Source organism: Streptomyces sp. NPDC045026, assembly GCF_056432625.1.
Genome location: NZ_JBWKIS010000009.1, coordinates 179,715 through 195,838 on the forward strand (window position 1 = coordinate 179,715; position 16,124 = coordinate 195,838).

The window sequence follows — 16,124 nt, forward strand, 5'->3', positions numbered from 1 at the left end:
TGCACGTACCATTGCGGCATGTCCTTCCTCCGCCGACGCAGCTCCGCCACACCCGCGGGTCCTGACTTCGATGTCCTCGCCATGGACCCGGGCGACTGGCCGGGCAATCTCGGCGCGGGCCTGCTGCCCGCCCCCGACGGCAGCTGCCAGGGCGTCTTCCTGCGCTACGACCTGTTCGGCGGCCGCGGCCCCGCGATGATCATCGGGAACCTTCCCGAGGGATCGTCGGCCCGCGAGGTCACCGAGGGCGAGATCCCCTTCGAGGTGGCCCAGCTCCTCCTCGCGCTGGAGAACGACGAGGAGGTCACCGTCGTCGACACCGAGGACGTCCCGGTGATGCAGGGCGACAACCTCCTCATCGTGCGCCGCCTCAAGCTCTCCGAGGGCCGTATCTCCTGCGTGCAGTTCGACCGCAGCGACAACGTCCTCGTGACGATCGCCGCCTGGGACCGGCCCATCACGGACGACCTCTACGCCCTCCTGAAGCCGCTGCCCCCCGAGCTGTTCCAGCAGGCCTGAGCCACGAAAACCGGCCGGGCCCGGATCCGCCCCCACGGCAGATCCGGACCCGGCCGAGTCATGGGCCCTCAGACGCCCGACGGCAGCACCTGCACGTCGGCGGCCCTCACGTACGCCACCCGGTGACCGAACTGGATCTCGTAGTAGACGTCCTTGCCGCGCACCACCCGGTGCGACGTCGTGTCGAACGTCGGCGAGTAGAAATACTCACCCGTCGTCCTGCCACCGATCACGTACCGCTGTCCCGCGAGGAGCTTGTACGGCAGCGGGGTGATCGCCTGCGGGGTGATGTCCGCCGGGTACGCCTCCTTCTCGGGGTAGGCGCGCCCGTACACCGGGACGTCGGTGCGGCCGGCCTTCGGGGCGATGACCAGGCCCGTCGCGTTCACGGCCGTGGGCTGCTTCTTCGGGTTCTTGAACCAGGCCTTCTGGCCGAGGTACCAGACCGCCGTCCAGTCGCCCTTGCGCTCCGCGACCGCGTACTGCTGGCCGGTCGACAGACGCGCGCCCATGTCGTTCACGTCGATCGTGGAGTCGTCGCCGCCGGGGCGCAGCCCGATGTCCTTGATCAGCGGCGCGGTTTCGCTGGGCGCGGTGTGGACCCGTACGGCGCCGGAACCGTGCGCCGCGCAGGCCTCGCCCGCCTTGACACAGCCGGTGTACACGGGCTTGTTCTTCGCGAAGTCGGGGGCCACGGTGACGAGCCCGCCCTTCGTGCCCGCGGTCGCCTTGAACGGCTTGCCCATCAACGCGAAGTAGTGCGCCCAGTCCCAGTACGGACCGGGGTCCGTGTGCATCGCCGGGATACCGGCCGGGGTCGTGCCGGGCACGTTGTCATGGCCGAGGATGTGCTGCCGGTCCAGCGGGATGTCGTACTTCTTCGCCAGGTACTTCACCAGGCGCGACGACGCCCGGTACATCTCCTCCGTGTACCAGGAGTCCGGCTCGGCGAGGAAACCCTCGTGTTCCAGACCCACGGACTTGGCGTTGACGTACCAGTTGCCCGCGTGCCAGCCGACGTCCTTGGCCTTCACGTGCTGGGCGATGTGCCCGTCCGTGGACCGCAGGGTGTAGTGCCAGGCCAGGTACGTCTTGTCCTGGACCAGTTTCAGAGTCGTGTCCCACGACCCCTCGGTGTCGTGGATGACGATGTAGTCGATGCTCTGGTCGTTCGGCCGGTCGGCGAGGTCGTGGTTGCCGTAGTCGCCGTCCCCGAACTCCTCGTAGGGCGCCGGGATCCACTCGCACGACACCGTCGGCGGGCACTCCGTACCGCTCTCGTCGGACTTGCGCAGCCCCATGCGCTGCACCTGCGCCGCGTCGGGCTTCAGGCTGGGGTCCGCCGCGAGTTCCACGCGCTGCCCGGTATCCGTCGTGCGCCGCTCACCGTCGTGGATCACGGCGAACACGTCGTTCGCGTACGTCGCCGCCGTGGCGGTGTCGTCGGCGCCGGAGAACTTCGCGATCGCGCCGTACCAGTCGGACGGGTCGGAGCTGAGGGACTTGCCGAGGGCCTTCTGCGCCGCGGCGAGCAGCGCGGCGCCGCCGCGCACATTGGCCGCGGGGTCGGAGCGCAGCTCCTCGGCGGGGATGCCGCTGATTTTGGCGGCGCGCGTCAACGACTTGAGGCGGGCCGGGAGTTGGGAGTTCTGCGGCACCTTCGTCTTCGGGGTGAGTGCCCGCCGTGACGAGTCGCCGCGCGGATCGCCCTCGGCCTCGCTGTGCGCGGCCACACCGGCGAGCGCGGCGCGGGCGTCCGTGAGGTGCATGGGGCCGTAGCCGCCGGTGACACTGGGCGCACCGCCGTGCGCGTCCCACCGGGACTGGAGGTAGGAGACGCCGAGCAGGACGCTCTGGGGCACCCGGTACTCGGCCGCCGCGCTCGCGAACGCGTGCTGGAGCCCCGCGTCCGACGCCCCCTGGGCCTCGCTCGGTGGGGCGGCGCCGAGGAGGGGGAGCAGCAGGGCCGCCGTCGCGAGCGTCCCCGCCGCCCGGGCCGCCTGGTTCGTGCGTCTGCGGGCGGCCGGAGAGCGGTCGCTGGTGGTCGAGGGCAAAGCGGCCTCCTGGGAACGGTCCTGGGACAGATGAGCTCGACGGTGTGCGGGGGCGATCGTGGGTCAGTCGTATCGGCTTGCCGACGATCCGTCAATCATGCTCAGGGCAAGGGATTTCCCATGTCAGCGCCCGTTCGGCGGGCTTTCGCCAAGGAGGGCTCACCGCCTGCGGCGCGTCAGTGGAGTGGACCAATGACCGCTCGCAAAGAGTGGGGCCGCCGTCTCGGTATACGGGAGGGCGACCCGAACTCATCCGCCTACTCCACCTGATCGGCGGATCGGCCGCGCGGGTGTTCCCCGGGCCGCTTCGGCATGGCCAGGGCCTAGCGCAGCGACGCGCCCCCGAGGACCCGGTCCACCTGCTCGGGCGAGAGGGCGTGCTCGATCGCCAGGATGGCCGCGCCGACCACGGCCGCGTTCGCTCCGGTGCGGCTCGGCTCGATGCGCAGCACATGGGTGGCCAGCGGATGGGAGCGGCGGTACACGGCCTCCCGCACGCCCGCGAGGAGTTGGTCGTGGACGGCGGCCAGCGCGCCGCCGACCACCACCGTGTCCGGGTTGAAGAAGTTCACCAGGCCCGCGAGTACCTCGCCGACCGCACGCCCCGCCTCGCGCACCATCCGTACGGCGTCACGGTTGCCGGACTTCACCAGGCGCACGACGTCGCGGCTCGACGCGGCGTCCAGGCCCAGGTCCGCCAGCTCGCGGGCCAGCGCCGCGCCGCCCGCCACCGCCTCCAGGCACCCCGAGTTCCCGCACCGGCACGGTGCCGCCTCCTGCCGGCTGTCACCCACCCGGATGTGCCCGATGTCGCCCGCGCTGCCCTGTGCGCCCCGGTGCAGCCGGCCGTCCGCGACGATGCCGCAGCCGATGCCCGTACCGACCTTGATGTAGAGGAGATAGCGGGTGTCCGGAAACGCCCGGCGCTGCTCGGCCAGCGCCATCACGTTCACGTCGTTGTCCACGAGGGCCCGCACACCGAACCGGTCGGCGAAGAACTCCGGGATCGGATACTGGTGCCAGCCGGGCATGATGGGCGGATCCACGGGCCGGCCGGTGGTGAACTCGACGGGGCCCGGCACGCCCACACCGATCGACTGAAGCGAGGCCGGGGCTAGGCCCGCCTCGTCGAGAAGCGCGTGGAGCGTCCGCTCGACGTGGCCGAGAATCGCTGACGGGCCGTCGGCGATCGACAACTGGTCCTCGCGCAGGGTGAGTTGATCCCCGCCGATGTCGAGCAGCGCGACCCGGCAGTGCGAGGCGCCCAGGTCGACCCCTGCCACCACGTGCTCGCGGGTGCGCAGATGGAGACGTCGCGGGGGCCGGCCGCCCGTCGAGTCCCCGGCCTCCGCTCCGGCCTCGATGAGGAAGCCGTGCGCGATCAGCGCGTCGACGCGCTGCGACACGGTCGACCGCGCGAGGCCGGTGACCCGCGCGATGTCCGCGCGGGTCGCGGCGGCCCCCGTACGCAGCAGGGCGAGGACCTCGCCGGGCGACGACGGCGGCGCGGAATTCAGGTGATCCGGCGCTCCAGACATGGCAGTCACGATAGGGACGAGTTCCGCTGCTCACAAGCCCGATGCTGTTCGCCGATCGACCTAAGTACCTGTCAATTTCCTTTGTACAGACCAGGGTTGGGCCCTTGACAGGTCAAAGAAGGGTCAGCACATTGCAATGCAGACCGCTGCGGAAGACTGCCGAAGAGGCCGGAGAGGCTGAACGATGCAGGCGACACAGACGATGTTGGCGATGCACGGCGTGTCCAAGAGCTTTCTCGGTGTACGGGTGCTGCACGGGGTCTCCCTCGATCTCGCCGCGGGCGAGGTGCACGCACTCGTCGGGGAGAACGGCGCGGGAAAGTCCACCCTGATGAAGGTTCTCGCGGGCGAGCACGTCCCCGACGAGGGCACCATCACCCTGGACGGCGCCGAGCAGTCCTTCACCCACCCCGCGCAGGCCCAGGCCGCCGGAATCGGCATCATCCACCAGGAGTTCGCGCTCCTGCCCCACCGCACCGTCGCCGAGAACGTGTTCCTCGGCCGCGAGCCGACCCGGCGCGGCCTCGTCGACCGCCGCACGATGGAGGCGCGCACCGCCGAACTCCTCGCCGAATTAGGCGAGTCTGGCATCACCCCGCGCACCTACGTCCGCGATCTGCCGGTCGCGCGCCAGCAGACCGTCGAGATCGTCAAGGCCCTCACCTCCGACGACGCGCCCGCCCGCGTCCTCGTCATGGACGAGCCGACCGCCCCCCTCGCCGACCACGAGGCGGCCCAACTCCAGGCACTTGTACGACGGTTGGCTGCTCGCGGCCTCGGCATCCTGTACATCTCGCACCGCCTGCGCGAGGTCTTCGACCTCTCTCAGCGCATCACCGTCCTCAAGGACGGCCGGCACGTCACGACCGTACGCACCGAGGACACCGACACCGACCAGGTCGTCCGCGCCATGGTCGGCCGGGAGCTCAGCGCCTACTACCCGCCGCGCGCCCGCCCCGGCGAGGCGGGCGACGTCCGGCTGACCGTGCGCGGCGCAGGCAACGCACGCCTGCGCGACATCGACCTGACGCTGCGCTCGGGAGAGGTCACCGGCATCGCGGGCCTCCAGGGATCAGGACGTACGTCCCTGGCCCGCGCCCTGTTCGGGGCCGCGCCCTTCACCACCGGCGCCATGACCGTGGGCGGGCGCGATCTGCGCCCCACGAGCCCGCGCCAGGCCATCCGCGCCGGGATCGCCCTGGTCACCGAGGACCGCAAGGCCGAAGGACTCGCCCTGCGCCAGTCCGTGCGCGACAACGCGCTCCTCGTCACCCGGGCCGTCCCCGCGCGCGGCCGCCCGCCCGCGGCCCGCGACCTCACCGCCCTCCTGGAGCGCGTCCGGCTGCAGGCGCGCGGCGAGGACCAGCAGGCGCAGTTCCTCTCCGGCGGCAACCAGCAGAAGGTCGTCATCGCCAAGTGGCTCGCCGCCCGCCCGCAGATCCTGCTCTTCGACGAGCCGACCCGGGGCGTCGACGTCGGCGCCAAGGCCGCCATCCACACCCTCGTCCGCGACCTCGCCCGCGAGGGCCTCGCCGTCCTCATCGTGTCCTCCGAGCTGCCCGAGCTCATCGGCATGAGCGACCGCGTCCTCGTCATGGCCGAGGGCCGCCTCGCCGGCGAACTCCCGGCCGGAGCGAGCGAGGAGGACATCATGCGCCTGGCCACCAGCGGCGCTCCGGCAGACCACCCGCCCGCCCCCGCGGAAGGAAGCGCATGACCGGGACCGCCCTCGCCCCGCCTACCGTCGCGAAGTCCGCCCCGCCGCGCAGGGCCCGCCTGACCGACCCCGCCGTCGGTGTCTGGCTGGCCGCCGCGGCCGTCACCGCCGCCGGGTGGATCGTGGTGGCCGCGCGCGGCGGGGACTTCCTGACCCTCGCCAACGTCGTCGGCATCCTCCAGAACTGCGTGGCACTCGGACTCGTCGCCGTCGGGCAGACCGCCGTCATCCTCACCGGCTCCCTCGACCTCTCCGTGGCGTACCTCATCAGCCTCGGCACCCTCGTCGCCGCCACCACGATGGAGAACGGCGGCGTCCTCACGGCCGTCCTCGCCGTGCTCGCGCTCTCCGCGGCCGTCGGCCTCGCCAACGGCCTCGTCGTCACCGGCCTCAAGGTCAACGCGTTCATCGCGACGCTCGGCACCGCGTTCATCCTGCGCGGCTGGATCGAGGACAACTACACGGGCCCCGCCGGCAAAGTCCCCGCCTCCTTCCAGCACCTCGGCTACGACCGCGTCGGGCCCGTCCCCGTCTCCCTGTTCCTGCTCGCCGCGGTCGCCGCCGCCCTGTGGCTCGTCACCCGCCGCACCCGCTTCGGCCACCACCTGTACGCGACCGGGGGCGACGAGCACGCGGCCCGCCTCTCCGGCGTCCGCACCCGGCGCACCGTCGTCGCCGCCCACGTCCTGTGCTCGCTGTGCGTGGGAGCCGCCGCACTCTTCCTCGCCGCGAGGCTCGGCGCGGGCGCCCCCTGGGCCGGCACCGAGGCCCGCTACGACCTCGAGTCGATCGCCGCCGTCGTCCTCGGCGGCACCGCGCTCGCGGGCGGCCGAGGGGGAGTGGCGGGCACGCTCGGCGGCGTCCTGGTCCTCGCCGTGCTCGACTCCGTGTTCAACCAGCTGGGCGTCGACCCGTTCTTCAAGAACGTCGTACGCGGCGTCGTCATCATCGCCGCCGTAGCCCTGTACGCCCGGCGCGGCACAGGGAGGACCGCATGACCACGGCGAACCCAACAGTCAGCCCACACCGGCGAGTTACCCGCACCCTGGGGACCGGCGCCCCCGTCTACGTACTCCTCGCCGTACTCCTCGTGGCCCTCGCCGCCACCGACCCCGGCTTCTACGAACCCGACCGCTTCCTCGCCTTCGTCAAACGCGCCGCACCGCTCGTCATCCTCGCGGCGGGCCAGTATCTGGTCATCGTCTGCGGGGAGTTCGACCTCTCCGTGGGGGCCGTCGTCACCGCCGGTGTCGTCGTCGCGGCGGAACTCTACGGCTCGTACCCGGGCGCCTCCTGGATCGTGGTGACCGGCGGGCTGCTCCTCGCCGGAGCGCTGACCGGCCTCGTCAGCGGGCTGATCACGACGAAACTGCGCGTGCCGTCGTTCATCACCACGCTCGGCATGATGCTGATCCTCGAAGGCGCCGTCTTCTTCTGGACCGGCGGCTCCCCGCACGGATCGCTCCCGGAGGAGTTCCGCCGGCTCGGCCGCGGCACGGCGGGCGGCTGGCTGCCCTGGGCGGTCCTCGCCTGCCTCGTCGCGGGCGCCGCCGCAGTGTTCCTCATGCGCTCGGACTTCGGCCGTACGCTGATCGCGACCGGCGACAGCGAGCGCACCGCCGCCCTCGCGGGCGTCCGTGTCCACCGGGCCCGCATCATCGCGTTCGTCCTGTCGGGCGTCGCCGCCGCGCTCGCCGCCGTACTGGTCGGCGGATTCTCCGGAGTGTCCGCGCAGGCGGGCCGCGGCTATGAGTTCGAGGCCATCACCGCCGTCGTGCTCGGCGGCGTGGCACTCGGCGGGGGCCGCGGCAGCGTCGTCGCCGCGATGGCCGGCGCCTTCTCGCTCCAGGCCCTGTTCACGCTGCTCAATCTGCAGGGCGTCTCGGGCGCCCTCGAATCCACGGTCCAAGGCGTCATCGTCATCGCCGCGGTAGGTCTCGGAGCCGCCGACTTCTCCCGCCTGCGCCGCCGTCGTACTCACCCCTCGGGAGGGACCCCCTCATGACCCGCAGACGTCCACTCGCCGTCGCCGCCGCCCTGGCGGCAGCGGCCCTGCTCACCTCGTGCTCCAGCGACATGCCGGCCGACTCCGCGGCGGGCGCGGCATCAAAGAGCGCCGCGAAGGGAGGTGCCGAGAAGCCGTCGAAGTTCTTCCAACAGGCCGAATACGACAAGCAGTTGGCTCTCGCCGAGGTCACGCCCGAGGGGCCCGCCGACAAGCCCTGGGAGCAGATGCTCGAACCCGAGATGACCGACACGGCACAGTACAAGAAGAAGGGCTCCGGCGGCACCCACCTCTGCTTCTCCAACGCCGGCGTCTTCAACCCGTGGCGCCAGGTCGGCCTCAAGGACATGAAGGCCGAGGCGAAACTCCACAAGGAGATCACCGACTTCACCGTCCTCGACGCCCAGGGCAAGGACGACAAGCAGATCTCCGACATCCAGGAACTCGCCGGGAACAAGAGCTGCGACGCCCTGATCGTGTCCCCGAACACCACCGCCACCCTCACCCCGGCCGTGAAGGAGGCCTGCGGCAAGCTGCCCGTCATCGTCTTCGACCGGGGCGTGGAGACGGACTGCGCCGTCACGTTCATCAACCCCATCGGCGGCTACGGCTACGGAGCCGTCGCGGCGGACTTCCTCGTCGACAAGGTCAAGCCCAAGGGCAAGATCCTCGCGCTGCGCATCTCACCCGGCGTCGACGTCCTGGAGACCCGCTGGTCCGCCGCGAAGCTCGCCTTCGACAAGAGTCAACTCGACGTCGTCGACGTCAAGTTCACCGACGGCGACCCTGCCAAGACGAAGTCGATCGTCGCGGACGCGATCTCGCGCCACGGCTCGGTCGACGGGGTGTGGATGGACTCGGGCGCCACCTCGCTGGCCGCCGTCGAGGCGTTCGAGGACGCCGGCGTGGACGTCCCGCCCATCACCGGCGAGGACCAGCAGGACTTCCTCCAGGCGTGGAAGGACAAGAAGCTCACCGCGATCGCGCCCACGTACCCCACTTTCCAGTGGCGTACGCCGGTCATCGCCGCCCTGCGCGTGCTCGGCGGGAAGCGGGTTCCCAAGGAGTGGAAGCTGCCGCAGCCCACCGTCACCCAGGACAACCTCGACGAATACCTCCAGGAGGGCATGCCGCCACTGCACTACGCCATGTGCGGCTGCCAGGACCTGCCCGGTTACCCGAAGGACTGGAAGTGACCTTCCCCGCCTGGGAGTTGGGCGCCAACCCCTGGATCTGGCACTCGCCGGTCACCGGCCGCGCTCTCACCGACACGCTGCCCCGGCTCGCCGCCTGGGGGTTCGACTGCGTGGAACTGCCCATGGAGAGCGCGGCCGACTGGGACCCCGGCGACGCGGCGAAGCTCCTCGACGCGACCGGTCTCGCGCCCGCCGCCGTGATCGCCGTCATGCCGCACGGCCGCGACCTGGTCGACTCGGATCCCGCCACGGTGCGCGCCACCCAGGACTACGTGCGTCACTGCGTGGACGCCGCCCAGGCGATCGGGGCACCGGTGGTCGCAGGCCCCATGTACGCGTCCGTGGGCAGGACCTGGCGCATGGACAGTGCCGCGCGCGGGGCCGCGTACGACGAGCTGCGCACACACCTCGCCCCCCTGGTCGAGCACGCCCGCGCGGCCGGAGTGCGTCTCGCGGTGGAACCCCTCAACCGCTACGAGACCAGTCTGCTCAACACTGTCGCCCAGACCCTGGACGCCCTCGAAGGGCTCCCGCACGACGGGATCGGCGTCGCGCTCGACACGTACCACCAGAACATCGAGGAACACTCCCTGCCCGCCGCCGTCCGCGCGGCCGGGGACCGCATCGTGCACGTCCAGGTCTGCGCGAACGACCGTGGCACGCCCGGGGCCGACCACCTGGACTGGAGCGGATTCCTGGACGCGCTGCGCGAGGCGGGCTACCAAGGCCCGCTGTGCATCGAGTCGTTCACCGCGCACAACGACGCGATCGCCGTCGCGGCCTCCGTGTGGCGCCCGCTCGCCGACAGCCAGGACGCGCTGGCCACGGAGGGCCTGCGCTTCCTGCGCGCCGCGACCGGCCGAACCCGCTGAACCTCTGACTTCCCCGAATTCCGGCACCCCGCAAGTCCGTCCACTGTTTCCACGGAAAGGACCACCTGATGGGATGTCATGCTCGTGACATCAGAGGCATGCGAAGAGCTGCCCTCGTGTTACTGACCGCACTGCTGCTCGCCGTCGGCTTCCTGCCGACCGGCGCCACGGCCGCGCAGAAGGCCCCCGCCTTCCGCGCCCTGCTCTTCACCAAGGCCGTCGGCTACGTCCACGGCTCCATCCCGGACGGCATCAAGATGGTCGAGGAGCAGGCCGCCGCGAACAACTTCGAGGTCGTCCAGACCGACGACTCGACCGTCTTCGACGACGCGAAGCTCAAGGACTTCGACGTCATCATCATGCTGCAGAACTCCGGCATGGTCTGGGACACCGACGGCCAGCGCGAAGCCCTGCAGAAGTACGTCCGCGGCGGCAAGGGCGTCGTCGCCATCCACAACACCCTCGACATGGGCGTCGAGGAACAGTTCCCCTGGTGGGACGAGACCATCAACGGCGGCGCCCACATGCCCGCCCACTCACCCGGCGTGCTCAAGGGCACGGCCAAGGTCGCCGACCGCGTGCACCCCTCCACCAAGGGACTTCCCGAGCGCTGGGAGCGCCCCGAGGAGTGGTACAACTTCGACAAGGACCCGCGCGGCGACGTGCACGTCCTCGTGACCGCCGACGAGACCACGTACGACCCGGGCGGCTCAGCGATGGGCGCCGACCACCCCATCTCCTGGTGCCGCAACGCCGAGGGCGGCAAGGTCTGGGCCACCGCCATGGGCCACGACACCGCCTCCTACAGCGAACCCGCCTTCCGCTCCCACGTGCTCGGCGGCATCCAGTGGGCCGCGGGCGACAAGCCCGGCGACTGCGGCGGCACCGTCTGGTCCGGCTACGAGAAGACCGCCCTCGACGACAACACCGCCGACCCGATGGAGCTCGACGTCGCCAAGGACGGCAAGGTCTTCTACGTCCAGCGCAGCGGCGAGGTGAAGGTCTACGACCCGGCCACCCACGCCACCGCGACCGCGGGCAAGCTCGACGTCTACACCGGCGGCGAGGACGGCCTGGTGGGCATGGAGCTCGACCCGTCGTTCAAGGACAACCACTGGATCTATCTGTACTACGCGCCGAAGGACGCCAAGGACGACGTCAACCGGCTCTCCCGCTTCACGGTCAAATCCGACAACACCCTTGACCTGGGCAGTGAGAAGAAGCTCCTCGACGTCCCCGCCTACCGCGACCGCAGCTTCCCCGAGCCCGGACACACCGGCGGCGCCGTCGAGTTCGGCCCGAACCGCACCCTCTACCTCGGCGTCGGCGACGACACCCCGCCCAACCTCGACCCCGACTGGCAGGGCTACGCGCCGATCGACTGGCGCCCCGGCAAACAGATGCTGGACGCCGCCCGCACCGCCGGCAACACGAACGACCTGCGCGGCAAGATCCTGCGCATCAAGCCCACCGATGCGGGCGGCTACACCATCCCCAAGGGCAACCTCTTCGCGAAGGGCACCGCCAAGACCCGCCCCGAGATCTACGCGATGGGCTTCCGCAACCCGTTCCGCTTCAACGTCGACCCCAAGAACGGCGCCGTCCACGTCTCCGACTACGGCCCCGACCGCGGCGGCCCGACGACCGACCGCGGCCCCGAGGGCCTCGTCGAGTACAACGTCATCAAGAAGCCCGGCAACTACGGCTGGCCCTTCTGCCACGGCAACAACCAGCCGTACGCCCCCTACAACCCGGACACCAAGGAGGTCGGCGCCAAGTTCGACTGCGACAAGCCGGTCAACCCCTCGCCGAACAACACGGGCCTCACCGACCTGCCGCCCGTGCAGCAGCCGGTGATCTGGTACGGCTACGGGAAGTCCAAGGAGTTCCCGGAGATGGGCGAAGGCGGCTCCGCGCCCATGAGCGGGCCCGTCTACCACTACGACGCCAAGAACCCGTCGAAGACCAAGTTCCCCGCCTACTTCGAGGGCGCGAGCTTCTTCTACGAGTGGGCCCGTGACCAGGTCAAGGAGATCCGCTTCGACCAGGACGGCAAACTCCTCAAGATCAACGACTTCCTGGACACCGCGAAGTTCGCCAAGCCGATGGACATGACCTTCGGACCCGACGGCTCGCTCTACGTCCTCGAATGGGGCAGCGAGTTCGGCGGCGGAAACAACGACTCCGGGCTCTACCGGATCGACTACGCGCAGGGACAGCGCGTACCGATCGCCGAGGCGAAGGCCTCCGTCACCAACGGCCCCACCCCGCTGGAGGTCTCCTTCTCCAGCGAGGGAAGCAAGGACCCCGACGGTGACGCGCTCACCTACGCCTGGGACTTCGACGGCGACGGCACCTACGACTCCACCGAGGCGAGCCCGAGCCACACCTACACGGCGAAGGGTGACTTCAACGCCCAGCTGAAGGTCACCGACTCCACCGGCAAGGCCGGCTACGCCAACGTCCCCGTCACCGCGGGCAACACCGCGCCCAAAGTGAAGATTGAGTTCCCCGTCGACGGCAAGCTCATCGACTTCGGCGACAAGATCCCGTACAAGGTCACCGTCATCGACCCGGAGGACGGCACGGTCGACTGCTCCAAGGTCACCGTCAACCCGGCCCTCGGCCACGACGACCACGAGCACCCCACCACGGACATCCCCGGCTGCGAAGGCACCGTCGACACCGGTGACCTGGGCGGCCACCCCGAGGGTGCGGACCTCACCTACGTACTCAACGCCAAGTACACCGACAAGGGAGGCGACGGCGTCAGCGCCCTGACCGGCTACGGCCGGTCCGTGCTCCAGCCCAAGCACAAGCAGGCCGAATACTACGACGGCCAGTCCGGCACGCGCGTCGTCGCGCAGGAGGGCGCCGAGAACGGCAAGCGCATCGGTGATGTCAGCGACGGCGACTGGGTCGCGTTCGACCCGATGAGCGTCGAGGGCATCGGACAGGTGAGCTACAAACTGTCGTCACCGTACGGCGTCGGCTCCATCGAGCTGCGCGCGGACGCCCCCGACGGCAAACTCATGTCCACCACACCCGTCCCGAACACCGGCGACTGGGACACCTACCAGGCCACACCCGCCGTCCCGGTCGACGCGCTGACCGGAACGCACAAGCTGTACCTCGTGTTCAAGTCCCCGCAGGACAACTCGTTCGACGTGGACGCCGTGCAGTTCAGCAGCCCGTAGCCCCATAGAGAACTGGAGCACACGAGGATCCGCGGTGCGCCGCTGTCCTGGCGCACCGCGGATCCCTGTCCCCTCAGCGAGTGCCGACCGCCGCACGCACGGCCCGGCGGGCCAGCTGGCAGTCGTCGTGCAGCCGCCTCAGCAGCAGCCGCTGTTCCTCGCCGGACGGCGCAGCACCGTGTGGGGCCGAGCCCGATGCCGCCGGGGTCGTGTCGTGCATCGAGCGCTGCACGGCCGTCTCGTACGTCCGGATCTCCCGCGTCAGTACGAGCATCAGGTTCACCAGGAACGCGTCCCGCGCCGCGGGACCGCCGGACTGGGCGAGCTGGCTGATCTGGCGCCGCGCCACCGGAGCGTCACCGAGCACCGACCACAGCGTCGCCAGGTCGTACCCCGGCAGGTACCAGCCCGCGTGTTCCCAGTCCACGAGCACCGGGCCCGCCGGGGACAGCAGGATGTTCGACAGCAGCGCGTCCCCGTGACAGAACTGGCCCATGCCCTGGCGGCCCGACGAGTGCGCGATGCCGTGCAGCAGCTTCTGCAGATCGCCCATGTCCCGGTCGGTGAGCAGTCCGAGGTCGTGGTAGCGGGAGATCCGGTCCGCGTAGTCGAGCGGCGCGTTGAACGTGCCGGCCGGCGGACGCCAGAGGTTGAGCCGGCAGATCGCGCTGAGCGCGGCCCGCACGTCCGCCCGCGGCGGTGCCTCGGCCGGGTGCCGCTGCAGGGCAGCGACCCGGCCGGGCATCCGCTCGATCACCAGCGTGCAGTTGTCGGGGTCCGCGGCGATCAACCGCGGCACCCGGACCGGTGGCCGGTGCCGGACGAACGAGCGGTATGCCGCTATCTCATGGCGGATCCGCTCGGCCCAGATCGGGGAGTGGTCCACTAAACACTTGGCGACGGCGGTGCTGCGCCCTGTGGTGCCGACGAGCAGCACGGACCGTCCACTGCGGCGCAGCACCTGCACCGGATTGAACTCCGGGCAGATCCGGTGCACCGAGGCGATCGCCGTGCGCAGCTGCGCGCCTTGGGGGCCGGACAAGTCGAGTCTCCCGCTGAGCGGTTGAGTGCCGACCCCCGGGGCGCGCCTTGTCCGACCGGAGCCGAGCGCTGCGGCCGCAGGTCGCGTGGGGTCGAGATACGGGCCGCTGCCGGCCGCCGGGGCCTCCCCTGCGCGGCCGTTGCCGCGAGCCGGGGGCCGGGCGTAGAGCGGCCGGGGCGGAGCGGACACGGAGGACGATGCTGCGTACATGGGCGAACAGATCCCTTCGTGTGCCTGCGAGTTGCCTGCGCCACCCGCCCCGGGAACCGTGGTGCACCCTGGGGAGTGAGCCGCGGCAACCGGGTCGGGGTGGCGCATTCCTACCTGACACCCGGTGCCCACTGGCACACCATCTGGCGCACCCTGGCGAACCCTGGCGAATAGTCGCTCAGCAACTGACAGAGGGTTACTGTCAACTCAGCCGAGAACCTGGGGGCTTGACGTGAACGGACAACCCAACACCCGCCTGAACGACCTGTTCGGCCTCGCCGGCTGGTCCAAGGGGGAGCTCGCGAGGCTGGTCAACCGGCAGGCGGCGGCCATGGGCCACCCACAGCTGTCGACCGACACCTCACGGGTGCGGCGTTGGATCGACATGGGAGAGATCCCGCGCGATCCGGTGCCCCGGGTGCTGGCGGCGCTGTTCACCGAGCGACTCGGCCGTGTCGTGACCATCGAGGACCTCGGTCTGGTCCGGCACGGGCGCACGGGGAAACGGCGTGACGACGGGGCTGTGCAACACCCCGACGGAATGCCATGGGCGCCCGAGCGGACAGCTGCGGTCCTCACCGAATTCACGGGAATGGACCTCATGCTCAACCGACGCGGCTTGGTGGGCGCGGGTGCCGCGCTTGCCACAGGATCTGTACTCAGCGGCGCCATGCATGACTGGCTGCACACCGATCCGGCCCTCGCGGCCGACGCCCCACGTTTCGAAGACCCCCTGCACGCCGACCCCGCCGGGTTCGACCGCTATGAGGCCGCCCCCATCGGGTCGCAGGAGATCGAGGAACTGGAGCGCTCCGTCGAGGTGTTCCGGGCCTGGGACGCGGCCCGCGGTGGCGGTCTCCAACGCAAGGCGGTGGTGGGCCAGCTCAACGAAGTGGGCGGCATGCTCAGCTACCGGCATCCCGACCATCTCCAGCGGCGCCTGTGGGGCGTCGCCGCCAACCTGGCCGTCCTCGCGGGCTGGATGTCGCACGACGTCGGCCTCGAACCCACGGCCCAGAAGTATTTCGTCATCGCCGCGCACGCGGCGCGGGAGGGCGGCGACCGGCCGCGCGCCGGGGAGGCCCTGTCCAGGGCGGCCCGTCAGATGGTGCACCTCGGCCGGCCCGACGACGCCCTCGACCTCATGAAGCTCGCCAAGTCCGGATCCGGCGACGAGACCCTGCCGCGGACCCGGGCCATGCTCTACACCATCGAGGCCTGGGCACAGGCGTCGATGGGCAAGGGCCAGGCCATGCGGCGCACCCTCGGCCACGCGGAGGACCTCTTCGTCTCCGACAAGGGCGACGTCCCGCCGCCCAGCTGGATGCAGATGTTCGACGAGGCGGATCTGCACGGGATGCAGGCCCTGGCGTACCGCACCCTCGCCGACCACGAACCGGCCGCGGCGAGCACCGCGCAGCGCCACGCCAAGGAAGCCCTCGAACTGCGGGCGAACGGGCGGCAGCGGTCGCAGATCTTCGACTACATCTCGCTCGCATCGGCGCTGTTCATCGCCGACGACCCGGAGCAGGCCGACCGGTACGCGCGTCTGGCACTGGTGTCGATGGGGGCCAACTCGTCCCATCGCACCTGGGACCGGCTCCGCGAGATGTACCGGCTCACCGGGCAGTACGCGAGCTACCCGAAGATCGTGGACCTGCGTGAGGAGATCAAGCTCGCGCTGCCGAAGACCCCCGGAAAGCCCACGGGAGGCAAGCGCGCCCAGGCCTGACCCCGGGGCACGCGGCCCGACTTCGACAAGTGCCCGACCTCA

11 protein-coding genes are annotated in these 16,124 nt (G+C 70.6%); 8 read left to right on the forward strand and 3 right to left on the reverse strand.

Features of this window, described 5'->3' with window-relative positions; translation table 11 throughout:
- The first annotated feature begins 18 nt into the window (after positions 1 to 18).
- Positions 19 to 519: a hypothetical protein gene (locus tag AC07EJ_RS21395; RefSeq protein ID WP_389482469.1), complete on the forward strand. Its 501-nt coding sequence runs from the start codon at positions 19 to 21 to the stop codon at positions 517 to 519.
- 68 nt (positions 520 to 587) lie between these two features.
- Here AC07EJ_RS21395 and AC07EJ_RS21400 read toward each other — a convergent pair whose 3' ends face one another.
- The gene (locus AC07EJ_RS21400; protein WP_389482467.1) at positions 588 to 2,573 is read right to left on the reverse strand and encodes an N-acetylmuramoyl-L-alanine amidase; all 1,986 of its coding nucleotides are present in this window, start codon (positions 2,571 to 2,573) and stop codon (positions 588 to 590) included.
- 323 nt (positions 2,574 to 2,896) lie between these two features.
- Positions 2,897 to 4,111, reverse strand: coding sequence for an ROK family protein (locus AC07EJ_RS21405; RefSeq protein ID WP_478884720.1), 1,215 nt, complete (start codon positions 4,109 to 4,111; stop codon positions 2,897 to 2,899).
- Between the two features lie 202 nt (positions 4,112 to 4,313).
- Between AC07EJ_RS21405 and AC07EJ_RS21410 the strand changes: the two genes are divergently transcribed.
- The 6 genes from AC07EJ_RS21410 to AC07EJ_RS21435 all read left to right on the forward strand — a co-directional run bounded on the left by AC07EJ_RS21410 (position 4,314) and on the right by AC07EJ_RS21435 (position 13,098).
- A complete protein-coding gene (locus AC07EJ_RS21410; RefSeq protein ID WP_478884765.1) occupies positions 4,314 to 5,828 on the forward strand; it encodes a sugar ABC transporter ATP-binding protein in 1,515 nt (504 codons plus the stop codon).
- On the forward strand, positions 5,825 to 6,826 hold the full coding sequence (locus AC07EJ_RS21415; RefSeq protein ID WP_478884721.1) for an ABC transporter permease: 1,002 nt from the start codon (positions 5,825 to 5,827) through the stop codon (positions 6,824 to 6,826). The genes AC07EJ_RS21410 and AC07EJ_RS21415 overlap by 4 nt, the downstream gene beginning before the upstream one ends.
- A complete protein-coding gene (locus AC07EJ_RS21420; protein WP_389482459.1) occupies positions 6,823 to 7,833 on the forward strand; it encodes an ABC transporter permease in 1,011 nt (336 codons plus the stop codon). Before AC07EJ_RS21415 ends, AC07EJ_RS21420 begins: the two co-directional genes overlap by 4 nt.
- On the forward strand, positions 7,830 to 9,029 hold the full coding sequence (locus tag AC07EJ_RS21425; RefSeq protein WP_478884722.1) for a substrate-binding domain-containing protein: 1,200 nt from the start codon (positions 7,830 to 7,832) through the stop codon (positions 9,027 to 9,029). The genes AC07EJ_RS21420 and AC07EJ_RS21425 overlap by 4 nt, the downstream gene beginning before the upstream one ends.
- Positions 9,026 to 9,901, forward strand: a complete 876-nt coding sequence (locus tag AC07EJ_RS21430; protein ID WP_478884723.1) for a sugar phosphate isomerase/epimerase family protein — start codon at positions 9,026 to 9,028, stop codon at positions 9,899 to 9,901. The genes AC07EJ_RS21425 and AC07EJ_RS21430 overlap by 4 nt, the downstream gene beginning before the upstream one ends.
- A gap of 68 nt (positions 9,902 to 9,969) precedes the next feature.
- Positions 9,970 to 13,098 (forward strand): ThuA domain-containing protein, encoded by a 3,129-nt coding sequence (locus tag AC07EJ_RS21435; protein ID WP_478884724.1) that lies wholly within the window; start codon positions 9,970 to 9,972, stop codon positions 13,096 to 13,098.
- Between the two features lie 73 nt (positions 13,099 to 13,171).
- Here the strand turns inward: AC07EJ_RS21435 and AC07EJ_RS21440 are convergent, their stop codons facing one another.
- The gene (locus AC07EJ_RS21440) at positions 13,172 to 14,350 is read right to left on the reverse strand and encodes an aminoglycoside phosphotransferase family protein (protein ID WP_389482451.1); all 1,179 of its coding nucleotides are present in this window, start codon (positions 14,348 to 14,350) and stop codon (positions 13,172 to 13,174) included.
- Positions 14,351 to 14,582: 232 nt separating this feature from the next.
- Between AC07EJ_RS21440 and AC07EJ_RS21445 the strand changes: the two genes are divergently transcribed.
- A complete protein-coding gene (locus AC07EJ_RS21445; protein ID WP_389482448.1) occupies positions 14,583 to 16,082 on the forward strand; it encodes a DNA-binding protein NsdB in 1,500 nt (499 codons plus the stop codon).
- Positions 16,083 to 16,124 lie beyond the last annotated feature (42 nt).